Source organism: Micromonospora sp. NBC_01638 (assembly GCF_045209745.1).
Lineage (GTDB): Bacteria > Actinomycetota > Actinomycetes > Mycobacteriales > Micromonosporaceae > Micromonospora.
In genome coordinates, this window is the sequence record NZ_CP109273.1 from 1,930,110 (window position 1) to 1,953,769 (window position 23,660).

The 23,660-nt window shown below is 71.7% G+C and carries 20 protein-coding genes; 9 read left to right on the top strand and 11 right to left on the bottom strand.

Annotation, left to right across the window (positions count from 1 at the left end):
* Positions 1–11: 11 nt before the first annotated feature.
* The 3 genes from OG811_RS09120 to OG811_RS09130 are packed head-to-tail and all read left to right on the top strand — an operon-like array spanning position 12 to position 4,787.
* Positions 12–1,613 carry an acyl-CoA carboxylase subunit beta gene (locus OG811_RS09120; RefSeq protein WP_406073380.1) on the top strand — a complete coding sequence of 534 codons (1,602 nt, stop codon included), beginning with the start codon at positions 12–14 and terminating at the stop codon, positions 1,611–1,613.
* Between the two features lie 12 nt (positions 1,614–1,625).
* Complete coding sequence (locus tag OG811_RS09125) at positions 1,626–3,608, top strand: biotin carboxylase N-terminal domain-containing protein (RefSeq protein ID WP_406073382.1); 1,983 nt, start codon at positions 1,626–1,628, stop codon at positions 3,606–3,608.
* 15 nt (positions 3,609–3,623) lie between these two features.
* Positions 3,624–4,787, top strand: coding sequence for an acyl-CoA dehydrogenase family protein (locus OG811_RS09130; protein ID WP_406073383.1), 1,164 nt, complete (start codon positions 3,624–3,626; stop codon positions 4,785–4,787).
* A 40-nt stretch (positions 4,788–4,827) separates the two neighbouring features.
* On the opposite strand, the gene OG811_RS09135 is transcribed toward OG811_RS09130, so the two are convergent.
* Both OG811_RS09135 and OG811_RS09140 read right to left on the bottom strand, forming a co-directional pair.
* A complete protein-coding gene (locus tag OG811_RS09135) occupies positions 4,828–6,039 on the bottom strand; it encodes a hypothetical protein (protein ID WP_406073385.1) in 1,212 nt (403 codons plus the stop codon).
* Positions 6,036–6,977, bottom strand: coding sequence for a transporter substrate-binding domain-containing protein (locus OG811_RS09140; RefSeq protein WP_406073388.1), 942 nt, complete (start codon positions 6,975–6,977; stop codon positions 6,036–6,038). The genes OG811_RS09135 and OG811_RS09140 overlap by 4 nt, the downstream gene beginning before the upstream one ends.
* 216 nt (positions 6,978–7,193) lie before the next feature.
* Between OG811_RS09140 and OG811_RS09145 the strand changes: the two genes are divergently transcribed.
* On the top strand, positions 7,194–7,487 hold the full coding sequence (locus OG811_RS09145) for a hypothetical protein (RefSeq protein ID WP_406073390.1): 294 nt from the start codon (positions 7,194–7,196) through the stop codon (positions 7,485–7,487).
* On the opposite strand, the gene OG811_RS09150 is transcribed toward OG811_RS09145, so the two are convergent.
* The 7 genes from OG811_RS09150 to OG811_RS09180 all read right to left on the bottom strand — a co-directional run bounded on the left by OG811_RS09150 (position 7,474) and on the right by OG811_RS09180 (position 15,398).
* Entirely contained in the window at positions 7,474–8,970 is a 1,497-nt protein-coding gene (locus tag OG811_RS09150; protein WP_406073392.1) for a serine/threonine-protein kinase, read from the bottom strand. The two genes, OG811_RS09145 and OG811_RS09150, sit on opposite strands and share 14 nt — an antisense overlap.
* A gap of 30 nt (positions 8,971–9,000) precedes the next feature.
* A complete protein-coding gene (locus OG811_RS09155) occupies positions 9,001–9,504 on the bottom strand; it encodes a hypothetical protein (protein ID WP_406073394.1) in 504 nt (167 codons plus the stop codon).
* 168 nt (positions 9,505–9,672) lie between these two features.
* Entirely contained in the window at positions 9,673–13,302 is a 3,630-nt protein-coding gene (locus OG811_RS09160) for a tetratricopeptide repeat protein (RefSeq protein WP_406073396.1), read from the bottom strand.
* Positions 13,299–14,135 carry an MBL fold metallo-hydrolase gene (locus OG811_RS09165; protein ID WP_406073397.1) on the bottom strand — a complete coding sequence of 279 codons (837 nt, stop codon included), beginning with the start codon at positions 14,133–14,135 and terminating at the stop codon, positions 13,299–13,301. The genes OG811_RS09160 and OG811_RS09165 overlap by 4 nt, the downstream gene beginning before the upstream one ends.
* A gap of 122 nt (positions 14,136–14,257) precedes the next feature.
* On the bottom strand, positions 14,258–14,719 hold the full coding sequence (locus OG811_RS09170; RefSeq protein ID WP_406073399.1) for a RidA family protein: 462 nt from the start codon (positions 14,717–14,719) through the stop codon (positions 14,258–14,260).
* Complete coding sequence (locus OG811_RS09175) at positions 14,716–14,871, bottom strand: DUF4177 domain-containing protein (RefSeq protein WP_007466198.1); 156 nt, start codon at positions 14,869–14,871, stop codon at positions 14,716–14,718. Before OG811_RS09175 ends, OG811_RS09170 begins: the two co-directional genes overlap by 4 nt.
* Positions 14,872–14,915: 44 nt before the next feature.
* Positions 14,916–15,398 carry a hypothetical protein gene (locus OG811_RS09180; protein WP_406073400.1) on the bottom strand — a complete coding sequence of 161 codons (483 nt, stop codon included), beginning with the start codon at positions 15,396–15,398 and terminating at the stop codon, positions 14,916–14,918.
* Positions 15,399–16,084: 686 nt separating this feature from the next.
* Between OG811_RS09180 and OG811_RS09185 the strand changes: the two genes are divergently transcribed.
* The 3 genes from OG811_RS09185 to OG811_RS09195 are packed head-to-tail and all read left to right on the top strand — an operon-like array spanning position 16,085 to position 18,837.
* Positions 16,085–16,627, top strand: coding sequence for a hypothetical protein (locus tag OG811_RS09185; protein ID WP_406075608.1), 543 nt, complete (start codon positions 16,085–16,087; stop codon positions 16,625–16,627).
* Between the two features lie 26 nt (positions 16,628–16,653).
* Positions 16,654–17,631 (top strand): ArsA-related P-loop ATPase, encoded by a 978-nt coding sequence (locus OG811_RS09190; RefSeq protein WP_406073402.1) that lies wholly within the window; start codon positions 16,654–16,656, stop codon positions 17,629–17,631.
* 54 nt (positions 17,632–17,685) lie between these two features.
* Positions 17,686–18,837, top strand: a complete 1,152-nt coding sequence (locus OG811_RS09195) for an ArsA family ATPase (RefSeq protein ID WP_406073404.1) — start codon at positions 17,686–17,688, stop codon at positions 18,835–18,837.
* Positions 18,838–18,843: 6 nt separating this feature from the next.
* On the opposite strand, the gene OG811_RS09200 is transcribed toward OG811_RS09195, so the two are convergent.
* Positions 18,844–19,164 (bottom strand): WhiB family transcriptional regulator, encoded by a 321-nt coding sequence (locus OG811_RS09200; protein ID WP_406073406.1) that lies wholly within the window; start codon positions 19,162–19,164, stop codon positions 18,844–18,846.
* A 408-nt stretch (positions 19,165–19,572) separates the two neighbouring features.
* Between OG811_RS09200 and OG811_RS09205 the strand changes: the two genes are divergently transcribed.
* The gene (locus tag OG811_RS09205; RefSeq protein ID WP_406073408.1) at positions 19,573–21,990 is read left to right on the top strand and encodes a transglycosylase domain-containing protein; all 2,418 of its coding nucleotides are present in this window, start codon (positions 19,573–19,575) and stop codon (positions 21,988–21,990) included.
* A 132-nt stretch (positions 21,991–22,122) separates the two neighbouring features.
* On the opposite strand, the gene OG811_RS09210 is transcribed toward OG811_RS09205, so the two are convergent.
* A complete protein-coding gene (locus tag OG811_RS09210; RefSeq protein ID WP_406073410.1) occupies positions 22,123–22,578 on the bottom strand; it encodes a GatB/YqeY domain-containing protein in 456 nt (151 codons plus the stop codon).
* 25 nt (positions 22,579–22,603) lie between these two features.
* Here OG811_RS09210 and OG811_RS09215 point away from each other — a divergent pair, with 25 nt between their 5' ends.
* Positions 22,604–23,497 carry a metallophosphoesterase gene (locus tag OG811_RS09215; RefSeq protein ID WP_406073412.1) on the top strand — a complete coding sequence of 298 codons (894 nt, stop codon included), beginning with the start codon at positions 22,604–22,606 and terminating at the stop codon, positions 23,495–23,497.
* The last annotated feature ends 163 nt before the right edge of the window (positions 23,498–23,660 follow it).

Consider the following 23,660-nt stretch of genomic DNA (forward strand, 5'->3'; position numbering starts at 1 on the left):
GGATTGGGGCTGTGAGCACCCTGGACACCGCGGTCGACCCGTCCGCACCCGCGTACCTGGCGAACCGGGCGGCTCTGCTGGACCGACTGGCCGAGTTGGACGCGGCGCTGGACCAGGCTCGGACCGGCGGTGGCGAGAAGTACGTGACCCGACACCACGCACGCGGCAAGCTACTCCCCCGGGAGCGGATCGAGCTGCTGGTGGACGCCGACAGCCCGTTCCTGGAGTTGTCGCCGGTCGCCGCGTACGGCACGGACTTCCCGGTCGGGGCCAGCGTGGTCACCGGCATCGGGGTGGTCGAGGGCGTGGAGTGCCTGATCGTCGCCAACGACCCGACGGTACGCGGCGGCGCGGTCAACCCGTGGTCGCTGGCGAAGACCCGACGGGCCGGCGAGATCGCCCTGGCCAACCGGCTGCCGATGGTCAACCTGGTCGAGTCGGCCGGGGCGGACCTGCCCACCCAGGCGGACATCTTCATCCCGGGTGGTCGGGTGTTCCGTGACCTGACCCGGCTCTCGGCGGCCGGCATCCCCACGGTCAGCGTGGTCTTCGGCAACGCCACGGCCGGTGGCGCGTACGTGCCGGGGATGTCCGACCACGTGATCATGATTCGGGAGCGGTCGCAGGTCTACCTGGCCGGGCCGCCGCTCGTGAAGATGGCGACCGGCGAGGTCACCGACGACGAGTCGCTGGGTGGCGCGGCGATGCATGCGGCCACGTCCGGGCTCGCCGACTACCTGGCCGAGGACGAGCGGGACGCCATCCGGCTGGCCCGGCAGTGCGTACGCCGGTTGAACTGGCGCAAGCAGGGCCCGTCGCCGCGTACGGCCGTGCCGCAACCCCCGAAGTATGACCCGGAGGAGTTGCTCGGCATCACCAGTGCGGATCTGAAGGTGCCGTTCGACCCTCGTGCGGTGCTGGCCCGGATCCTGGACGGCAGCGACTTCGACGAGTTCAAGCCGGCGTACGGGGACGCGCTGGTCACCGGCTGGGGCGAGCTGCACGGGTACCAGGTGGGCGTGCTGGCCAATGCCCGCGGGGTGCTGTTCAGCGAGGAGGCGCAGAAGGCGGCTCAGTTCATCCAACTCGCGAACGCCGCGGACACCCCGTTGATTTTCCTGCAGAACACCACCGGCTACATGGTCGGCACCGAGTACGAGCAACGCGGCATCATCAAACACGGCGCTTTGATGATCAACGCGGTGTCCAACTCGACGGTGCCACACCTGACGGTGAACCTGGGTGCCTCGTACGGGGCCGGCAACTACGGCATGTGTGGTCGGGCGTACGAGCCGAGGTTCCTGTTCACCTGGCCGAACGCGAAGTCGGCCGTGATGGGTCCGGCACAGCTCGCCGGAGTGCTCTCCATCGTCGCCCGGCAGGCCGCCGCCGCTCGCGGGCGCGACTACGACGAGGAGTCCGATGCGGCGATGCGTTTGATGGTCGAGCAGCAGATCGAGTCGCAGTCGGGCGCACTCTTCCTCTCCGGCCGGCTCTACGACGACGGGGTGATCGACCCCCGGGACACGCGTACGGTCCTCGGGCTCTGCCTCTCGGCGATCCACAACGGACCGGTGAAGGGCGCCGACGGTTTCGGCGTCTTCCGGATGTAGGGGGCTGGTCTCTTGATTACTCGACTTCTCGTCGCCAACCGGGGGGAGATCGCCCGCCGGGTCTTCGCGAGCTGCCGGGCGCTCGGTGTGGAGACGGTCGCCGTGTACTCGGACACGGACGCCGACGCGCCGTTCGTCGCCGAGGCCGACCAGGCGGTCCGGCTGCCGGGGGCCACGCCGGCCGAGACGTACCTGCGGGTCGATCTGATCCTGGACGCGGCCCGGCGCGGCGGCGCGGACGCCGTCCACCCGGGGTACGGGTTCCTCGCCGAGAACGCCGAGTTCGCGGCGGCGGTGACCGACGCCGGGCTGACCTGGGTCGGGCCACCGGCCAGGGTGATCGCCGCGATGGGCGACAAGCTCGCCGCGAAGGCGCTGCTCGCCGAGGCGGGTGTGCCGATGTTGCCGAGCTGGTCCGACACCGACGAGATCACCGACTTTCCGGTGCTGGTGAAGGCGTCCGCCGGTGGCGGGGGTCGCGGGATGCGCATCGTCCGGGACGCCGCCGCGCTGGCCGAGGCCGTCGCCTCCGCGCGCCGCGAGGCGGCTGCCGCGTTCGGCGACGGCACGGTCTTCATTGAGCGGTACGTCGAGCGCGGCCGGCACGTCGAGGTGCAGATCTTCGGCGACGCCCACGGCCGGGTGGTGGCCCTCGGTGACCGGGAGTGCTCGATCCAGCGCCGGCACCAGAAGATCGTCGAGGAGGCGCCGGCGGTCGTGCCGGAGCGGGTGCGGACGGCGTTGCACGAGGCGGCGGTGGCCGCCGGGCGCGCGGTCGACTACCTGGGCGCGGGCACGGTGGAGTTCCTGCTCGCCCCGGGCGGTGAGTTCTTCTTCCTGGAGATGAACACCCGGCTCCAGGTGGAGCACCCGGTCACCGAGCTGTGCACCGGGCTGGACCTGGTGGGGTTGCAACTGCTCGTCGCCGAGGGTGAGCCACTGCCGGCGACCCTGCCGGCCAGCACCGGGCATGCGATCGAGGTACGCCTCTGCGCCGAGGACGCCGCGGCGGGTTGGCGGCCGGCCACCGGCACCCTGCACCGGTTCGCGGTCTCCGGAGTGGCGGCTGAGTTCGGCGGGCTGGCCGGGCCGGGTCTACGGCTCGATTCGGGCGTGGTGGCCGGCTCGGTGGTCGGGGTGCACTACGACTCGATGCTGGCGAAGCTGGTCGCCTGGGGTCGCACCCGCGGGGAGGCGACCCGGCTGCTGTCCACCGCGCTGGCCCGGGCCCAACTGCACGGGGTGACCACCAATCGGGACCTGCTGGTCCGGGTCCTGCGCAGCCCCGCGTTCGCCGCCGTGGAGATCGACACGGGCTTCCTGGACCGGCATCCCGAGGTCTTCGCCCCGCTGCTGCCGGCGGCGAAGCTCCCGCTGGCCGCGCTGGCCGCCGCGCTCGCCTCGGCCGCCGGCCGCCGGGCCGGGTCCCGGGTGCTCGCCGGGCTGCCGTCGGGCTGGCGCAACGTGCCCGCCGTCCCGCAGGTCACCCGCTTCACCGGGCCGGACGGCGAGATCGAGGTCCACTACCGGCTGGACCGTGCGGGCGGGCTCGCCGAGTGGTCGGCGACGTCGACCGGTGACGCGGCGACGGCGGGTGCCGAAGGGTCGGCCGTGGCGCTGGTCGAGGCGGCTCCGGATCGGGTCGTGCTCGACGTCGACGGCGTGCGGCGCGCGTACCGCGTACACCGGGTGGGGTCGGCGGTCTTCGTGGACGGGCCGGACGGGGCGGCGAGCCTGGCCGAGCTGCCGCGTCTCCCGCTGCCCACCGCGGAGGTGGCCGCCGGGTCGCTGCTCGCGCCGCTGCCCGGCGCGGTGACCCGGGTGCATGTCCAGGTCGGCCAACGGGTCGCGGCCGGCGATCCGCTGCTCACCCTGGAAGCGATGAAGCTGGAACATCCCGTGCTCGCCCCGACCGACGGCGTGGTCGCCGAGCTGCCGGTGCCGGCCGGCGGTCAGGTGCGCACCGGCGCCGTGCTGGCCGTCATCGACAACTGAAGAGGAGAACCTTCGATGACCTTCGACCTCACCCCCGAGCAGGATCAGCTGCGCGACGCCGTGCGGGCGTTGGGCCGTCGCTACGGCCACGGCTACTTCGTCGAGAAGGCGAAGGCCGGCGAACACACCACCGAGCTCTGGGCCGAGGCCGGACGGCTCGGCTACCTCGGGGTCAACATCCCCACCGAGTACGGCGGCGGAGGCGGCGGCATCACCGAGCTGGCCATCGTCTGCGAGGAGTTGGCGGCGGCCGGTTGCCCCCTGCTGCTGCTGGTGGTCTCGCCCGCGATCGCGGCCACCGTGCTCACCCGACACGGCACCGAGGAGCAGCGCAAGCGGCACCTGCCCGGCCTCGCCGACGGCTCCCAGAAAATCGTCTTCGCCATCACCGAGCCGGAGGCCGGTTCCAACTTCCACCGGCTCGGCACGGTGGCCCGCCGTGACGGCGACGGCTGGCTGCTCAACGGCCGCAAGTGCTACATCTCCGGGGTCGACGAGGCCGACCACGTGCTGGTGGTGGCCCGTACCGAGGACGCGGGGACCGGAAAACTCAAGCCGGCGTTGTTTCTCGTGCCGACCGACACCCCCGGGCTGACCCGGTCCAAGCTGGACATGGAGATCGTGTCCCCGGAGAACCAGTTCCTGCTCTACCTCGACGACGTGCGGGTGCCCGCCGACGCGCTGGTCGGTGAGTCGCTGGACGCCGGGCTGCCGGCGCTCTTCGCCGGGCTCAACCCGGAGCGGATCACGGTGGCCGCGATGGGCGCCGGCACCGGCCGGTACGCCATCGAGCGGGCCAGCGAGTACACCGCCACCCGCAAGGTCTGGGGCGGCCGGAGCATCGGCTCCCACCAGGGGGTGTCGCATCCGCTGGCACACGCGGCGGTGCAGGTCGAGCTGGCCCGCCTCATGATCCAGAAGGCGGCAACCCTGTACGACGCCGGCCGCGACCTGGAGGCCGGTGTGACCGGCAACATGGCCAAGTACGCGGCCGGGGAAGCCGCCGCGCTCGCCGTCGACACCGCTGTTCAGGTGCTCGGCGGGGCCGGCATGACCACCGAGTACGGGGTCGCGACCCTGCTCGGCGCGGTCCGGGCCGGCCGGATCGCCCCGGTCAGTCGAGAAATGATCCTCAACTTCGTGGCCCAACACGTCCTTGGCCAGGACAAGTCGTACTGAACCCTCGGCCGCCGGGCTGCGCCGGCGGTGCCGTCGGCATTCAGCCGGGGGTGCGGCAGGCGGCGTCGATCCGGTGCACCGGTCGGACGCGACGGCCCATCCCCTCCAGCAACGAGTCCTCGACGTGGAAGTCGTGGATGCGCAGCCGGTGCCGGGGCAACTCCTCCTCGCTCGGGCAGAGCACCTGCGCGCGGACCAGGTCGACCGGCACGTACCGCACACCACCCCGCTCCTGGAGGATCACCATGTTGACGTCGTCGGTGGTCACCACGTGCCCGCGTACGTCCTCGGTGGGGCCGTTCTCCGCGCCCACCGTGGTGACGGTCAGCGGAAGCACCGGCGTGCTGATCACCGGCAGCGCCGCCCAGACCAGCATGGCCAGCACCGCCACCTCGGTCACCGACGCCAGCGGTCGGATCACCATGCCGGGCAGCGGCCCGGCGATGAACACGGCCAGCACCGGAGGCACCACGACGAGAGCCAGCACCAACCATTCGCCCTGCTCCCTGGCGTCGCGCAGCGTGGGCAGCAGCAGCCAGCCGTACCCGGCGAGCAGCGCGACGACCAGCAGCAGGCGTGGCAGGCGCCCCTCGTGCAGCCGCTCGGGGCGCAGCTGGAACGCGGCCACGAACGCCGGCAGCAGCAGCGGAAGGTAGAGCAGCGGCCAGGTGATCAGGGCGAGTAGGAAGCTGGCGAGCACCACCCAGGCCGGGGTGATGTCGGCCCAACGGGCGAAGAGCGGACGGCGACGGGTGCCGGGCGGGAGTCGGTCCGCGCTGACGGCCAGCACCGCGCCGAGCGCGAAGACGGCGACCATGCCGGTCGAGAGCAGCCGGGCCGCCGTGGTGAGGAAGCCGGCGAGCAGGTTGACCGGCCCGACGTTCGCCACCAGCAGCAGCGTGGTCTGGAGTTCGCCTCCCGCCTCCACCCCGAGGCGGAGCACCGAAAAGATCGCTGGTACGCCCACCACGGCCGTCCAGAACGACTGGCTGGCGCGGGCACGCCGCTCCGCCGGGTCCCATCGGACCCGCCCGGGCTCGACGTCGGCGACGACCGGCGCGGCGGGTTCGGCGACCGGCACGCCGGCCGGCCAACCGACGCCGTCCACCGCGCCAGCGGCCGACGGCGCGGCATTCTGCGACGCTGCCTCCGTACCGTCGATTGTCGGCGGGGCGGCGGCGTCACCCGGCACGGGTGTGCGGGGCGGCGGGACCGTGCCGTCGCCGCCGGTGGCGGTCGGCAACGTGCTCACTTCGTGGGCACCTTGTCGTCGAAGTCGACCAGCTTCGGCACCTCCAGCGGTTGCGGCTGGCGTTTCTCGGCCCGCAGCCACGGGCCGAGCGTCCGGTTGTACGCGGTCTGCCAGGGGCTCGCCTGCTCGTCCCGGCCCTGCTGGTAGCTCTTCTGCAGGAAGAACGCGACCAGGTCGCGCAGCGCGGGGTCGCCGATCGGGACGCCGATGCCCAGCAGCTCGCTGGTGCCGAACGGCATGTCCACCATCTCGAACTCCTTGGGGAAGCTGGCCAGGAAGCCGGCGAGGATCGTCTCGTCGCTGCTGACCGCGTCGTACCGGCCCTTCCGGATGCCGTCGACGCAGTCACCGACGTCCTTCACCACAAACGTCTTGACCTGGTGCTTCTCCAGCTCGGCCTCGGTCGTGGAGCCGCCGCTGGTGCAGACCTTGTAGGCCGGGTCGCGGAGGTCCTCGATGGTGCGAATCCGGTCCTTGAGCCGGGCCGGCACCAGCACCTCCTGCGTGGTGACAAAGTACGGCCCGGCGAAGCTGACCAGCTTCTTGCGCTCCTCGGTCATGGAGAAGCTGGACACCACCAGGTCGACCGTGCCGCCCTGCAGGGCCGGGATGCGGTCCTCTGTGGAGACTGAGACGAACTCGAGCCGCTGCGCACCTTCGTAACCGAGTGAGGCGGCGACGTACCGGCCGATCTCGACGTCGAAGCCGACGTGCTGGCCGTTGCGCAGCTCGCCCATCAGCGGCTCGTTGGTGGCGACGCCGATGCGCAGCTTCGACTGGCCGTAGATGTGCGTTTCGCGCAGCTTTTCCTGCACGGAGGGCAGGTCCGGCTGCTGCCGGCTGTCACAGCCGGCGGCGGCGGCCAGGGTGAGGGTCAGGGCGACCGCCAGCGTCGTCGCGACCGAGCGGAGCCGGGACTGGGCAGTGCGTGTGTGCATGGGCGACCTCGCTGACGGAACCGGCCTGCGGGACACCGAGAGTAGCGGTTCCAGTCCACTCCGTGTGCGCGCCGATCGGTCAGGTCGGCAGGTCCGGCCGGCGGCGTCGATCGGCATACCGGGCGGCTCCGCGGTTGACAGCGGGCCCCGCGACGACATGCTAGAGGGGTGAGTCGATTGTCCAGGCCCAATGCGCGGACGGTAGCGGTGGTCGCGGTGCTTGCAGCCCTTGCGCTGCTGGTCACGCTGGTCGTCTGGCGCCGCCAGGATCTTCTCGGCGTGGTCCTCGCGTTGCTCTGCGTCCTGCTGACCATGGTGGCCGGCGTGTCCGTGTCCGCCGCCAGGCAGGGCAACGACCCGGAGCCGGTGGACTGGTCGGCGATCGTCGGGCCGCCCGAGTTGATGCCGTACGGGATCGACGCGGACACCCTCGACGCCCTGGACAGCCGGGACGCGTTGCGTGCGGTGCGTGACCGGCGGCGCGGGTCGACCGGGCTCAGCGGCCGGTGAGGGTGGGCGCGGTGAGCGCGTCGACACCCCGCCCGGCCAGGCACCGGTAGGCCCGGTCGATGCTGCCGTCGACCGGCGGTAGGACCTCCAGGTGCCAGCCGGTCGGCTCGGCGATCCCGGTGGTCAACCGGAACGTCGTGGCGCTGCACACCTGCCGCACCTGCTGATCGGCGATCACGTCGTCGTAGTCAGCGCCGACCAGCGACACCGGCAGGATGCCCTCGGCGTACGTCTCCCAGGTATGCCGGCCAGCGCAGGACAGCCGAGCCGCCTCGGCGCGGCTGCCGCGGATCCGCATCGGGCCGAAGCATTCCAGCTCGGGCAGGCACCGGGCACCCTCGGGCAGGGCGGTGGGCGCACCGGTGCCGGTTGCGCAGCCGGGCAGCGGCCCGGTCGCCGGTGCGGCGACCTGGGTGACCGACGGGTTCGGGGCGGGCGGTGGCGCCCGGTCGGCGACCCAGGCCCCGGCGGAGGCGGAGGCGGCGAGCGCGAGCACCGCGACACCGCCGAGGAACCACCGCCGCCAACGCCGGCTACCGAAGACCGTCGGCTGGGTGTCCTCAATGGGCGGACGGGGCGCCGGCTGGCTGGGCGCGTACGGGCCGGAGAGGCCTGCGCCACCGCTGACCGGGGCACCGCTGACCGGCGTCGACGGCGAGCCGAATGGCAGGTTGGCGAGCAGGTCGTGCAGTTCGAGGGCGGAGGGACGCTCGGCCGGGTCGTTGGCCATGCCGGCGCGCAGCACGTCGATCATCTCGTCCGGTACGCCGGGCAGGGCGGGGAGCGGCTGGTTGAACATCTCCAGAACGGTGACCAGGCTGGGGTTGCGCTCGGACTGCCAGCGGGGCGGCCGGCCGTGCATCACCGCGTAGAGGGTGGCGCAGAGCGCGTACACGTCGACGGCCGGCGACGGCGGGCTGTGGCTGAACATCTCCGGCGGCGCGTACGCCGGGGTGAGCACCTCCAGGGTGACCGAGGCGTCCCGGTGCTCCGCGAGCACGGCCAGGCCGAAGTCGGCGAGCACCGCTGAGTTGAAGTGCGAGTGGAGGATGTTGGCCGGCTTCACGTCTCGGTGCAGCACCCCGGCCGCGTGCGAGTGGGCCAGCGCGTCAGCGATCTTGAGGCCGAGGTCACGGGCCTCCACCGGGCCCAGCGGTGAGGTGCGCATCCGTTCGGCGTACGAGCCGTCGCAGAGTTCCATGATCAGGTAGGGGTGCTGGTCGACGGTGACCCCGACGTCGAAAAGGTCCACCACGTGTGGGTGCGACGACATCCGGCCGGCCGCCCGCGCCTCGCGCAGGAAACGGGCCTGATCCCGCTCGCTGTCAAGCGTCCGGTTCTCTACCTTGACGGCGACCTCACGACCCACGGAGATCTGGGTGGCCTGGTAGACAGTCGCGTAGCCACCTCGGGCAAAAACCCGCAAATCAGTCAGACCGGGCACGATCGGCACTGGCAGGCCGCCGGACGGGGTGTCGGTCACCGCTCGAAAATACCCAACCCGGCCGGCGGCTCAACGCACCGCATCGGCAGGAGCGGCACCGGCCGGACCGGTACCCTCCTCGGCGACCACGGCCGCCCCGGCACCCTCGGACGTTGCGACTTCGCCGGCCGGCGCGCCCCTGCGGGCGTCCAGGCGCAGGCCGACGGCGGTGGCCACGGCCCCCAGCCCTTCCCAGGCCGCCACACCGAAGAACCGGTCGGGCGCGATGTCGGCCAGCACCGCGATGGTGAACACGCTGAACGTGACCAACCGGAAGACCACCGTGAACCGGTAGAACGCCCGCCACTCGGTGACCGTGGCGAGCAGGTAGTAGACGCCCATGTTGAACGCCGCCATCGAGGACGCCAGCAGGAACGTGCCGGTGTGATCACCGACGGCACGGGTCGCCGGCACCTCGAGCCCGAGCATGCGCAGCTGTGCCTCGGGCCAGAGCAGCCCGACCGCGCCCATCACCAGCGCCAACACGCCGAAGACCGCGATGGTCCAGCCCGCGATGGATCGCGGCAGCTTCATGAAAGGCCTCCCCGGGCACGGCGATGGTCACCACTACGGACCAGCACGCGGTGGTGACACGCTAGCCGCTCACCCCGACCACCACATCCCCAGAACCGACAAACCTGCGCACCCCACCGCCTGGGCCACGTTTTTCGGTCACCACAGGCCCGTGCCTGGCGGAGGTGGTCAGGCGGTCAGGCGGGCGCGAAGGGCGTCGGCTGCGGCGCGTTCGCTGCGCTGCTCGGTCGCGTACGCCAGGCGGACCGCCTCATCCGCGCAGGACAGGGCCTCCGTCGGGCGACCGCAGGCGGCCAGTGCCTCGGCCAGCACGCTGGCCGCGATCACCTGGCTGCGCACGTCCTCGGCTGGCGCGGTGACGGCCCGCCGGGCCCAGTCCAACGCCTGCTCCCGCTGGCCGTGAGCAAGCAGAGCCGACGCGTACTGGGCCATCGTCTGGCGACGGGAGAAGAGCAGCGAGGGTGCGTTCGCGGCGGCCGTGGCCACCGGGGCGAGCAGCCCGACCGCGGTCGCCGAGTCGCCGGCGGCCAGGCGGGCCGTCGCCAGCAGCACCTGGGGTGCCACCTGCGCCGGGGCCTGCGGGTTGTGCGGCTCCACGGCGGTCAGCACCATGCGGGCGACCCGCTCGGCCGTCTCGCAGTCGCCCATGTCCATCGCGACAAAGCCGCGCAGGGTGCCGGCCATCCCGGTGAGCAGCGGGTGCGAGGTGCGCTCGGCGTACGCCAGGGCGTCGGTGAGCAGGTCGGCCGCGTGCTCCGGCTCGCCCAGTCCACGTGCCACCACGGCCCGGACCACGAGCGCGAACCCGCGCCCCCAGTCGTCGGAGGCGGCGGCGAACTCCCGGTACGCCCGCCGGGCCTCCCGGTCCGCCTCGGCCAGGTCACCCAGCTCGGCGGTCGCGAACGCCGCCACCGCGCGCAGTGTGCCCACCGCCCACGCCTCACCGACCCGCTCGCCGAACGGCAGGAACACCTGCGCCATCCGACACGCCTCACGCAGTCGACCGGCGAGCAGCCGGGCGAACGCCGTGGTGCCGCGCAGCCAGGCCCGCCCGTACGGGTCCTTCAGCTCGGCGAAGAGCCGGGCGGCCCGTCCGAGCACCGCGTCGGTGCCGGCGAAGTCACCCCGGGTGGTGGTCACCCAGGCCAGATTCTGCAGGGACCAGGCCTGCCCCCGCCGGTCCTGCGCGCCGAGGCTGACCTGGTACGCGGCGGCCAACCGGCTGCTCGCCTGACTCAGCCGCCCGGCCACGAAGTCGGCCATGCCGAGCCGGCGCATCGCTGTGGCGCGCTGGATGGGCAGCTGACCCTCCGTGGCCACCTGCAACGCCTCCTGCCAGGCGGTCACCGCCCGGCCCTGATCACCGAGGGTCTCCTGGGCCTGCCCGGCCAGCAGCAGGGCGTTGACCCGGGTGATCTCGTCCCCCGCGTTCGCGGCGATCTTCTCGGCGTACGCCAGCGCGTCGACGACGCGGCCGACCTGGAGCAGCGCCCGTGCGTGCACCACCCGATCGGCCGCCGGCACCCCGTCGCGGGCCAACTCGGTGGCCCGCTCGGCGTACTCGACGGCCAGCACCGGCTCACCGGCGGACAGTGCCCGGCGGGCGGCCCGACCCAGCGCGGCGACGCCGAGCGGGACCACCGCCCGGGCGGGCGCGTCCGGGCGCAGCTTCACCGCGTCGGCGAGCGTGGCAGCTCGCTCGACGTGCGTCGCCACGAAGTCGTCCCGGGCGTCGTCGGTGAACCCGCCCGGCAGTTTGGTCACGGTCTCGTCCACCGGCGCCGCCCAGCGGGCCAGCGTGGCGTGCCGCTCGGCCAGCTCCGCCTTGCTCACCCCGGCGTACGCGGCCTCCCGCATCAGCGGGGTCGCGAACGAGTAGCCGGCACGGGAGCGGTGCAGCATTCGACGTTGCAGCAGCTCCTCGACAGCCCGGTCGAGCTCCACGGCGACCACGGCCGATGGCCGGCCATCGCGGCCGGCGCGCTGCTCACGCATCGCCTCCAGCGCACCGGTCGGCACGGTGTCGCCGATCACCGCAGCGTCGCGCAGCACCGAACGGGCATCCGGCGGCAGCGCGTCGATCCGGGCGGCGAGTACGGCGGCGAGGTCCCGGGAGAGCAGCCGGCTGCCCAGCGAGCCGGGTACCAACCGCCAGCTGGCCGACGCGCTCTGGTCCCGCTCGCCGGAGCCGGGCCGTTCCACGGCGGCGCGGGCACCGCGCGCTGATTCCGTGGTGAGCGCTCCGCGCTCGATCAGCAGGGTGACCAGCTCGGCCAGATAGAAGGGGTTGCCCTGAGCGGTGGCGAGCAGTCGGTCCGTGTCGGGCTGCGGCAACTTGCCGCCGCCGAGATAGCTCGTGAGCAGCCGCGCCGCATCGGCGCCGCGCAGCGGCGGCAGGGAGTGCACCTCGGCGTCCGAGACCCGGGTCAACGCACCGGCGGTACGCACCAGCTCGGGGCGGCCGAGCAACAACACCAGCACCGGGCCGGTGAGCCTGGACAAGGTCAGTCCGAGGGCGTTGATCGTCTCGGCGGTGGCGTCGTGCAGGTCGTCCACCACGATCACCAGCGGCGCCTCCGAGGCGAGCCCGCTGAGCAGGTCGGCGACCGCGTTCGGCACCGCCTCGGCATCCGCGGCCGGGGTGCCCGACCCGCCCCACTCGCCGGTGTCGGTGCCACCGTGCACCGGGAGTTCGGCGTAGCCGAGCAGGGCGAGCAGTTGCTCGGTGGCGATCGGCGCGGTCTCACCGGCGGAGCGGGCGAGCCGCTGCCCGAGCCGCCGCAGCCGCTCCTCCACCGCCGGCCGGGTCAGCGCGGTGGAGGCGTCACTGGGCAGGCCGACGGCGGCACGCACCAGATCGGCCAGGGGCGCGAGCCGGCGCCGCTCACCGAACGCGGCGCAGCGCACCGAGAGCACCCGGGCGCCCGTGTGCGCCGCGTACCGGCCAGCGCCCACGTCGTACCCGGCGGCGAGACGCTCGACCTCGGCGGCGTACCGGGACTTGCCGATGCCTGCCTCGGCGGTCATCAGCAGCACCCGTGGGTCACCCTGGTCGATCACCTCGGCGAGCCGGCCGGCGACCCGGCCGATTTCCGTCTCCCGGCCCACGTACGGCGCCTCGTCGCCGAGCCCCGAGCGGGTTCCCGGCGCGTCCAGCAGACCCAGCAGCTCGTACGCCTCGACCGGCTCCCGCTTGCCCTTGAGCCGCAGTGGGCGCAGCGCCCGCCAGGAGGACACGTGCCGAGTGGCGGCGGCGGTGCGCCCGCCGGCGTAGACCGCGCCGACCGCGGCGGCGTCGGCCAGCCGGGCGGCGGTGTTCACCGTGTCGCCGATGACCGTGTATTCGATAGCGGCCTGGATGCCCGCGATGACGTCGCCGGTGTTCAGACCGACCCGCAGCCCGAGTGGAGCCCCGCCGCCCCGCTCGTCGTCGAGCACCCGGCGGACGGCCCGCTGCATGGACAGAGCGGCCCGGACCGCGCGTTCGGCGTCGTCCTCGTGCGCCACCGGGGCACCGAAGACCGCCATGATCCCGTCACCGGTCAGCTTGTCGACGTGCCCGCCGAAGGTCTTCACCGCGCCGGCGAGCGCGGCGAGCACCCGGTCGGTGACCGCGCCGACGCGTTCCGGGTCGAGATCCTCGGACCAGGAGGTGAACTCGGAGAGGTCACCGAAGAGCACGGTGACCACGCGGCGCTCGGCCGCCGGCAACGTGGCGGCGGCCGGCAGCGCGGCACCGCAGTTGTGACAGAACCGCGCGCCGGGAACGGCGACGGTTCCACACACTGGGCAGGTCACATGTGCTCCAACCCACTGACCCCGGGCGCGGATTCCCCGGTGCCGACACCCAGATACTCCAACTGGGCACGGACCGACCATTCGGCTGCCCACCAGAGCGACCGGTCCACGTCCGCGTAGACCGCCGCCACCACGTCGGCGGGCGTCCGGGCGCCGGCCGCGACCGCCGCCCGGACCTGGTCGAGCCGGGCCCGGCGGTGGGCGAGGTAGAAGTCGGCGGCGGCAGCGCAGTCGGCCAGCGCCGGGCCGTGTCCGGGCAACGCTGGGATTCCCCGGTACGCGGACAGCAACTCCAGGCTGGTCAGGTAGTCACCGAGGTGCCCGTCCGGGTGGGCGACCACGGTGGTGCCCCGGCCGAGGATGGTGTCACCGGTGAGCACCACCCGCTCGTCGCCGTGCTCGACCAGGAAACAGACCGAGTCGGCGGTGTGCCCTGGCGTGTCCAGCAGACGGATCTCCAGGCCGAAGCCGCCGAAGTCCTCGCCCGGCTCGGTCAACGGCGCACCACCGATGGTGTGCGTCGGGTCGACGGCGAGGACGTGCACGCCGCCGAGCAGCTCACTCAGCCGCGCGGAGCCCTCGGTGTGGTCGGGGTGGCCGTGGGTGATCAGGATCAGCCCGATGGGGCCGTGCTCGGCGACCCGGGTCAGGTGCCCCTCGTCCGCCGGCCCGGGGTCGACCGCGACGCCGTACTCGGCTGCCGGGGCGCGCAGCACCCAGGTGTTGGTGCCGTCGAGGGTCATCGGCCCCGGGTTCGGCGCACGCAGCAGTGTCACCCAGGTCGGCAGCTCGTCGGCGAGCGCCGCCGCCGGCGCCGTCACGTGCCCACTCATGGCTGCGATCGTACGACCCCGCCCGCCACCCCCCGCGATCTTGCACCTTCGGCCCCTGATTCGTCCCCGTTCAGGGCTTTCCTCCGGGCCGGATGTGCAAGATCGCGGGGGGTGGCGACGGGTCAGGCGACCTCGACGATCAGTTCGATCTCCACCGGGGCGTCGAGGGGCAGCTCGGCCACCCCTACGGCGCTACGGGCGTGGCGGCCGGCCTCGCCGAAGACGGTGCCGAAAAGGTCAGAGGCGCCGTTGATCACCATGGGCTGACCGGTGAAGCCGGGCGCGGAGGCCACGAAACCGGTCACCTTGACCACCTTGACCACGTTCTCCAAGCCGACCAGCGAGTCGACCACGGCCAGCGCGTTGAGCGCGCACCGCTGGGCCAGATCCTTCGCCTGATCGGCGGAGATCCCTGCGCCGACCTTGCCGGTCGCGAGCAACTTACCCTCGGCGATCGGCAGCTGGCCGGAGACGTACACGTGCTGCCCGGACTGCACGGCCGGCACATAGCTGGCCACCGGCGGCACGACCTCGGGCAGTTCGAGGCCCAGCTCAGCGAGCTTCGCGTGCGGACCGTTGCTCACGCCTTGGGTCGCTTCAGGTAGGCGACCAGCTGGTCCGGGTTGGGTCCGGGGACCACGGCGACGAGCTCCCACCCGTCCTCGCCCCAGTTGTCCAGGATCTGCTTGGTCGCGTGGACCAGCAGCGGGACCGTGGAGTATTCCCACTTCTGCATCGCTGAAGGGCTCCCTCTCGGTACGGAATTGTTCGAGGGACAGCCTACGGTCCGCTGGCCGGGCGAGGCGCGGGACGCTGCTCCGGCGTGGCCGGCAGCTCCCCGCAGAGCCCGTCGTGCTCGTACCCCTGGGGGCAGCGGGACCGGTCGGGCAGCAGCAGATCACAGAAGACCCGGTGCCGGTTGTTCTGATCGTCGGCGTTCGACACGGTGGTCTCGCCGGCATCCAGCTCGGGCAGGAAGCCCAGGGACACCGCGACCCGGCCGGCCAGCACGGTCGCCGCCGCCAGATTCGGCACCCGGATCGGCAGGTGGATCACGAAGCCGGGCTCGTCGTCGTCGCGGGCCCGCTCGGCGGGGCTGCCCGGTGCCCGAGCCATTTCCGCCTGCTCCGGCATCCGGCGGTACGACCGTTCGTTGATCGGCTGACCGCCGACCTGCCCGCCGGCCTCGACCAGCGACCCGGGCCGGCGCGGCCGCTCGTTGGTCGGGAACTGGGTGCGAGGGATATTGTCCGCGTCGCGCATGCACTGCCTCCGGTCGTACCTCTCGGATCATGCTTCCGGTCCGAACCCATTCGTCCGTTCCGGCCCCCGCACCGGGACGAAGGTAGGTCCGTGGTCGCAGTCCCGCCAACAGGACGCGCACAACGGTCAGCAACAGTCACATATGCGACACATCGCAGGTGGGAGGCCCGACGCCGGGTCCAACGGAGGTACCGCCGACCGAATCGACGGACCGGCGGCACGGCAGGGGCGACACCGAACCGGTCTTTCACCGCTACCCTTCCGGTCGGACGGTCGCGCCGCGCCCGGCCGCCCGCTCGATCACGCTCGGCGCCAGGGGTGGCGGCGGGCGCCGCACCCCCGGGGGAAAGACGATGACCCAACCGCCCAGCGGCGACCTGGCTGGCAGCTCCGCCCACCGGCCGGCTCACCCGGATTCCGCCGGTCAGCCCGGCGCTCAGGCCGTCCCTGGCCAGGCCGCCCCCGCCGCGCCGACCGGGCAGCTCGCTCTCCCCGCATCCCCCGCCCAACCGGCGCTCCCCACCCAGCCGGAGGGTCCCGCTCAACCAGCCGGTCCCACCCAGCAGCCCGTCCCCACCCAGCAGGCCTTCCCCGGACAGCCCGCCGGTCCCGGACAGCCGGCCTTCCCCGGACAGCCCGGCGGTGGCGCTGGCGGTGCCGGGCAGCCGGAAGGGCCGGGCGGCTCCTTGTCTGCCGGGGCACCGGCGCAGCCGGGCACCCCGGCCCCCTCGGCGATCCCGCCAGCCCCACCCGGATACCCGCCCTACCAGGGCACGGCCGAGCCGAAGAAGAAGCGCGGCCTGCTGATCGCGGCGATCGCACTGGTCGTGATCATGGTGCTCTGCGTGGGCGGCGGTGTGGTGGCGTTCCTGACTTTGCGCAATGCGGAGACCGGTGAGGGCGCCAAGGAGCCGGCGGTCGCCGTCGACGAGTTCCTCACCGCGGTCTACAAGGATCGCGACGTGACCAAGGCGGCCAGTCGCGTCTGCGCCGCCTCCCGCGACGACGAGAAGATCGCCGCGAAGGTGGCCGAGGTGCAGAAGTACGCCTCCACGTACCAGAACCCGCGCTTCCGGTGGACCACCCCGAAGGTGGACAACCAGACCGGGGAACGGGCCACCGTCTCGACCCGGCTCACCATGACCACCTCGGACGAGAAGGTGGCCGACCAGGACCTGCGCTTCACGGTGGTGCAGAAAACGGGTTGGTGGGTCTGCGAGGTCGCGTGACCGCCGGTCCTGGATAGGCTCGATGGGTGTGTGCAGCTGAGCGGTCGATCGAGCCGGCCGGTACCGGATGGTCCACCCGCCTTCACGTGGTGACCGGCAAGGGCGGCACCGGCAAGACCAGCGTGGCGGCGGCACTGGCCCTCGCGCTCGCCGCCGGTGGCCGGCGCACCCTGCTGGTCGAGGTCGAGGGGCGGCAGGGCATCGCCCAGCTCTTCGGCATCGACCCGCTGCCCTACGAGGAGCGACACCTCGCCGACGCGCCGAACGGCGGTGAGGTGCGCGCCCTCGCGGTGGACGCCGAGGAAGCGCTGCTCGAATACCTCGACATGTTCTACAAGCTGGGCGCGGCGGGCCGGGCACTGCGCAAGCTCGGTGCCATCGACTTCGCCACCACCATCGCGCCAGGCCTGCGGGACGTGCTGCTGACCGGCAAGGTGAAGGAGGCCACCACCCGCACCTCCGGGCAGCGGCGCGCGTACGACGCGGTGGTGCTGGACGCCCCACCGACCGGGCGGATCGGTCGGTTCCTCAACGTGACGGCGGAGACGGCCCGGCTGGCCAAGGTCGGCCCGATCAAGACCCAGAGCGATGGGGTCGCCGCGCTGTTGCGCTCTCCGATGACCGCGGTGCACGTGGTCACGCTGCTGGAGGAGATGCCGGTACAGGAGACGGTGGACGCGATCGCCGACCTGACCTCGCTCGGCTTCGGCATCGGAAAGGTGATCGTCAACGGCACCCGCCCCCCGCTGCCGGCCGGCCGGGCGGTCACCGCCGCAGAGCTGAAGCGCGGGCTGGTCGCCGCCGGGCTGCCGGCCGATCGGGACACCGTGGCCGGCTTGCACAACGAGGCGCGTGACCAGCTCATCCGGCGCAAACTGGAGGATTCGCTCCGCGCCGACCTGGTGGAGTTGGGGCTGCCGATGATCGAGCTGCCGTTGCTGCCCGACGGGGTGGACCAGGCAGGGCTCGCGACACTGACCCAGGCCCTCGTCCGCGCCGATTGACTCACACCTGAGCTCAGCACGGGCGCACGGACCCACGCGGCCCGATACGCTCGATTGGTGCCTTCCGAAGACGCGGCGCCGCAGCTGGACGTCGACCAGATCCTCGCCGACCCGGGCGTGCGGATCGTCGTGTGCTGCGGAGCCGGCGGGGTGGGAAAGACGACCACGGCCGCGGCGCTGGCGCTGCGGGCCGCCGAGCACCACGGCCGGCGGACGGTGGTGCTCACCATCGACCCGGCCCGCCGGTTGGCCCAGTCGCTGGGCCTGACCGAGCTGGACAACACACCCCGCCAGGTCAAGGGGATCGACGTCGAGAACAGCGGCGGCGAGCTGCACGCCATGATGCTGGACATGAAGCGCACCTTCGACGACGTGGTGCTCCAGCACACCGACCCGGCGAAGGCCGCAGAGATCTTCGCGAACCCGTTCTACCAGGCCATGAGTTCGACGTTCGCCGGCACGCAGGAATACATGGCGATGGAGAAGCTGGGCCAGTTGCACGCCCGGGGCGAATGGGACCTGATCGTGGTGGACACGCCACCGTCCCGCTCGGCACTGGATTTTCTGGACGCGCCCGCCCGGCTCTCCCGTTTCCTCGACGGCCGGATGCTGCGACTGCTGCTGGCCCCGGCGCGCAGCGGCGGGCGGAGCATGTTCAGCCTGGTCACGGCCTCGTTCGGGATGTTCTCGAAGGTGGTGCAGAAGGTGCTTGGCGCGCAGCTGCTCACCGACCTGTCGGGCTTCGTGGCCGCGCTGGATTCGATGTTCGGCGGTTTCCGGCAGCGGGCCGAGCAGACGTACCGGATCCTCCAGGCGCGAGAGACGGCCTTCCTGCTGGTCGCGGCACCGGAGCCGGACGCGGTCCGGGAGGCCGCCTACTTCGCTGGCCGTTTGCGGGACGAGCGGATGCCGCTGGCCGGCCTGGTGCTCAACCGGGTGCACCGACTGACGGTGCCGGAGCTGGACGCCGAGCAGAGCGGGGTCGCCGCCGAGCGGCTGACTGAGCTGGGTGGGCATGAGGCCACCGCCGACGTGCTGCGGGCGCACGCGGCGCTGGCACGTCAGGCGGTACGCGAGCAGCAGGTCGCCGCCCGGTTCACCGAGGCGTTCCCGGCGGTGCCGGCGGTGTCGGTCAGGGCGCAGCCCGCCGACGTGCACGACGTCGACGGGCTACGGACGATCGGCGCGGCGATCGGCCGGGCATGACCGGCGTCAGTTGACCGCGCTGACGAGGATCTTGTCCTTGCCGGCCTTGTCCTTGCTGTTCTTGTTCATCGCGGCCTCGAACATCTTGCGCCAGCTCGTCACCTGCGGGTGACGACGCAGCAGCGCCCGCCGTTCGCGTTCGGTCATGCCACCCCACACACCGAACTCGATCCGGTTGTCCAGCGCGTCGGCCAGGCACTCGTACCGAACTGGGCAGCTCCGGCAGATCCGCTTCGCCACGTTCTGTTCGGCACCCTGTACGAACAACGCGTCCGGGTCCCCGTTCTGACATGCCGCCAGCGACGGCCAGTCAGTGATCATGCCCATGTGCCACGTCCCCCCTTGCAGTACCTACCGACCTCGTCGATGCACGTCAGCCGGCAATTTCCCCCCGATCGCCCGGCCTGCCTTCCCCAAGGCAGCGCGGACGACATGTGGCGCTTTCGCCGCCCCCATCATGCTCTGTAGTCGACTGATTACGCAACGTTGTCGGCGAAATCCATCATTCCGGACTTTCCCGGCTTCCCGTGCCTTGTGACCGCCGGTTACCCCGCCGAGGTCAGCGATAACGCTGCGCCGCCTCCTTGAATCGGAGGAGACTCACGCCAGGTCACACGCAACCAAGCACCGGGGGTCGTGCGTTTAGCACAACGAGGGCAGCGCACGCAGGAAATGGGGAAAGAACGCCCCAGCGCTCCTCGTTCCCTACTCGCGTACCCTGCTGAGGTGACCTGGATGCGGAAACGTGACCACAATGTGCTGACCAACGCCGCATCGCTGCTCGTATGTGGCCTGTTGGCCGGCGTGGTGGTCGCTGCGGCGGCCTTCCCCGCGGTGGCGATGTCCGGCTTGGCCGCAAAGGCCGGCGCCAAGACATTCGGCGCCCTACCCAAGGAGCTGACGGTGGCCCGCGCGCCGCAGATCAGCTACCTGCTGGCCTCGGACGGCAAGACACCGCTGGCGACGATGTACGACGAGAACCGGCGCGACGTGAAGCTCGCCGACATCTCGCCGTTCATGCAGAAGGCGATCATCGCGGCCGAGGACCATGACTTCTACAAGCACAACGGCGTCGACATCAACGGTGTCGCCCGCGCGTTCGTGAACAACCAGAGCGAGGGCTCCAGCCGGCAGGGCGCCTCGACGCTGACCATGCAGTTCGTCCGGCTGGCCATCGCCTACTCGGCCACCCACCCGGCCGACGTGGTGGCGGCGACCGAGGACACCAGTGCCCGCAAGCTCAAGGAAATGCGGCTGGCCCTTCAGGTCGACAAGGAATTCTCCAAGGACGAGATCCTCACCCGCTACCTCAACCTCGCCGCGTTCGGCAACGGCGCGTACGGCATCTACGCCGCCAGCCAGGTCTACTTCGGCAAGCCGCCGAGCAAGCTCAAGATCGAGGAAGCGGCGCTGCTGGCCGGCATGGTCAAGGCACCGACGACGAACAACCCGACCACCAAGGGTGGGTACCCGCTCGCGTTGGAACGGCGCGACTACGTCATCGACAACATGGTCAAGATCAAGGCCATCACCCAGCAGGAGGCCGACGCGGCCAAGGCCGTCAAGCTGGTGGTGAAGGACAAGCGCACCCCGAACGGCTGCGTCGCCGCGAACGTCAACAGCTGGGGCTTCTTCTGCGACTACTTCTACCGCTGGTGGATGCAGCAGGAGACGTTCGGCTCGACCACGTACGACCGGGAGCGGCGGCTCAAGAGCGGCGGCTACACCGTCGTCACGTCGATCGACGTGCAGGCGCAGAAGGGCGCGGACAAGGCCGTCCGCAAGGCCAAGAGCGAGAACAGCAAGGAAGCCGCCATGGTCGCGGTGGTCGAGCCGGGCACCGGCCGGGTGCGGGCGCTCGCGGTCAACCGGCAGTTCAAGCTCGACGACCCAAAGAACCCGAAGAACAAGATCTCCAGCGATCCGGCAAAGAGCAAGAAGGGCATCCGGGGCAACTACCCGGCGACCGTCAACCCGCTGCTCACCGGCGGCGACGGCATCACCGGCTACCAGGCCGGCTCTACCTTCAAGATCTTCACCATCGTGGCCGCGCTGGAAAAGGGCATCCCCCTCAGCTACTCCATCAACGCGCAGAAACAGTTCACGTCGGAATACATCATCCAGCCCGGCAAGGCAGCCTGTCCGGGGACCCACTTCTACTGCCCCACCAACTCGACCGACAGCATGGCCGGCGTACACAACATGTGGGGCGCGTTCGGCCGGTCGGTGAACACCTTCTTCGTGCCACTCCAACAGCAGGTCGGCGCGGAAAACGTGGTCAAGGCCGCCAAGAGGCTGGGCATCAACTTCCGGGCCCAGGAGGATCTGGACCTGGAAAAGGGTGCGCACCAGTGGGGCGCGTTCACCCTGGGCGTCTCGCAGACCACCCCGCTGGATCTGGCGAATGCCTACGCCACCCTGGCCGCGGACGGCACATTCTGCGAACCGATCCCGGTCCAGGAGATCCGCGACCCGGAGGGCAACAAGCTGGACATCGCCAACCCGCGCTGCGAGAAGCGGTTCAGCACCGATGTGGCCCGCGCCGCGGTGGACGCGGCCCGTTGCCCGGTCGGTGACCGGTCGTCCACCTCCCAGTGCACGGGAGCCACCGCCGGCAACGTGCGCAACGACGTCGGTGCGCCGGTGGCCGGCAAGTCCGGCACCACCGACTCGGAGAAGACCGCCGCCCTGGTCGCGATGACCAAGCAGTACGCGGTCGCCGGCATCATGGCCGACCCGGACTGGCCGCAGACCAACGTCAAGATGAAGCACAAGGAGAAGGACGGCATCAACCCGCCGGTGTGGGAGACGCTGCGGGACGCGATGAAGGGCAAGAAGTCGATCCAGTTCGAGCCGCCGGGCCAGAAGATCTCCGAGGGTGACCAGCGCCGCATTCCCGACGTGAAGTGTGTGTCGGTGGATCAGGCGAAGTCCCGGCTCAAGGGCGCCGGCTTCGAGCCGGTCGTCTCCAGCGCGAAGGTGCCGTCGTCCTGCAAGGCCGGCGAAGCGGCCGGCACCAGCCCGGACGGCCGCACGATCAAGAATGGCCTGGTCACCATCCAGGTCAGCAGTGGTGGCGGCAACACGCCAGGCAACACGCCGAGCACGCCCGGCAACACGCCCGGTCGACCTGGCGGCCGCCCCGGCGGCTGACCCGACGAGCACGACACGTTCGGGCGGGCACCCTCTCCGGGTGCCCGCCCGTTTCGTCTGTCCGGACTACCGGCAGGCCGCGACTACCGCCGCTGATTCGGCCGCGACCTCGACGCCGCTGATCGCAGTGGGTCAGAGGCCGAGCTGTCGGCGTACCTCGGCGGCCACCCGACCACCCTCGGCCTGGCCCGCCACCGCGGTCTGGGCCGCCTTCATCGCCGGGCCCATCTGGGTCTTTCCGGCGAAGCCGCCCGCGGCGAGCGCCCCCGACACCAGCTCGGTCAGCTCAGCGTCCGAGAGCTGCTTGGGCAGGTAGCGGTCCAACACCTCACCCTCGGCGGTCTCCTTCGCGGCCTGCTCGGCGCGGCCGGCGTCGCCGAACGCGGTGGCCGCCTCCCGGCGCTTCTTGGCCTCCTTGGTCAGCACCGCGAGCACCTCGTCATCGGTGAGCTCGCGCTTGGCCTTGCCAGCGACCTCGGCGGTGCCGACGGCGGCCAGGGCCATCCGCAGCGTGGAGGTGGTCAGCTCGTCGCGCGCCTTGAGCGCGGAACGCATGTCGGCAGTGAGGCGGTCCTTCAGCGTGCTCATGGACGGTCAAACTACCCTGAACGCCATGCGAAAGCGCACACTATTCCGGCTCGCCGCCGGAACCGCCACGATCGGCGCGGCCACCCTCGCGTACGCGTCGCTCATCGAGCGCAACATGTTCACCCTGCGGCGGTACGACGTGCCGGTGCTGCCGACCGACGCGGAGCCGCTGCGCGTGCTGCACCTGTCGGACCTGCACATGATGCCCGACCAGGCGCGCAAGCAGCGCTGGGTGGCGTCGCTTGCCGCCCTCGACCCCGACCTGGTGGTGGTGACCGGCGACAACATGGCGCACCCGGGCGCGGTGCCCGGAGTGCTGCGGGCCCTGGAACCGCTGCTGGACTACCCGGGAGCGTTCGTGTTCGGCTCCAACGACTACACCGGGCCGGTCCTCAAGAACCCGTTCACCTATTTCCTGCCCGACCGGGAGTACACCGAGGGCGTCGAGTTGCCCTACGAGGAGCTGCGCCAGGTGCTCACCGGCGCCGGCTGGGCGGATCTCAACAATGCCCGGACCACGCTGAAGGCCGGCGGTCGGCAGTTCGACCTGGTCGGCGTGGACGACCCCCACATCGGCCGGGACGACTACCCCTCCGTGGCTGGTGCGGTCTCGTCCTCGGCCGACCTGTCCATCGCGCTGACGCACTCCCCTGAACCACGGGTGCTCGACGAGATGGCCGCGGACGGCTTCGGGCTGCTGCTGGCCGGTCACACCCACGGCGGTCAGGTCTGCGTACCGGGCTTCGGGGCGCTGGTGACCAACTGCGGCCTGCCCCGCTCGATGGCGCGCGGTCTGCACCGGTGGCCGGGCTCGGATTCCTGGCTGCACGTCTCCGCGGGCCTCGGCACCCACCCGACCGCCCCGGTCCGCTTCGCCTGCCCCCCGGAGGCCAGCATCCTCACCCTCATCCCCCGCTGACCCCGCTCGGCGCGGTCCGCTTGGCGGTCCGCTTCAAGAGCGGCACAACTTCACGGATATAGGGTCTCAGCGCGCCGTGAGGCCACTACATCCCTGAAGTTGTGCCGCTCTTCGGCTGCTCCGGGCTGGGCCCGGCCGGCGGGGGTACCGAGTTTGACCATCG

Coding starts and splice junctions, on each gene's coding strand:
- OG811_RS09130 (WP_406073383.1), top strand. CDS start 3,624: ATGACCTTCGACCTCACCCCCGAGCAGGATCAGCTGCGCGACGCCGTG.
- OG811_RS09140 (WP_406073388.1), bottom strand. CDS start 6,977: ATGCACACACGCACTGCCCAGTCCCGGCTCCGCTCGGTCGCGACGACG.
- OG811_RS09155 (WP_406073394.1), bottom strand. CDS start 9,504: ATGAAGCTGCCGCGATCCATCGCGGGCTGGACCATCGCGGTCTTCGGC.
- OG811_RS09165 (WP_406073397.1), bottom strand. CDS start 14,135: ATGAGTGGGCACGTGACGGCGCCGGCGGCGGCGCTCGCCGACGAGCTG.
- OG811_RS09175 (WP_007466198.1), bottom strand. CDS start 14,871: ATGCAGAAGTGGGAATACTCCACGGTCCCGCTGCTGGTCCACGCGACC.
- OG811_RS09180 (WP_406073400.1), bottom strand. CDS start 15,398: ATGCGCGACGCGGACAATATCCCTCGCACCCAGTTCCCGACCAACGAG.
- OG811_RS09200 (WP_406073406.1), bottom strand. CDS start 19,164: ATGGGCATGATCACTGACTGGCCGTCGCTGGCGGCATGTCAGAACGGG.
- OG811_RS09205 (WP_406073408.1), top strand. CDS start 19,573: ATGCGGAAACGTGACCACAATGTGCTGACCAACGCCGCATCGCTGCTC.
- OG811_RS09210 (WP_406073410.1), bottom strand. CDS start 22,578: ATGAGCACGCTGAAGGACCGCCTCACTGCCGACATGCGTTCCGCGCTC.
- OG811_RS09215 (WP_406073412.1), top strand. CDS start 22,604: ATGCGAAAGCGCACACTATTCCGGCTCGCCGCCGGAACCGCCACGATC.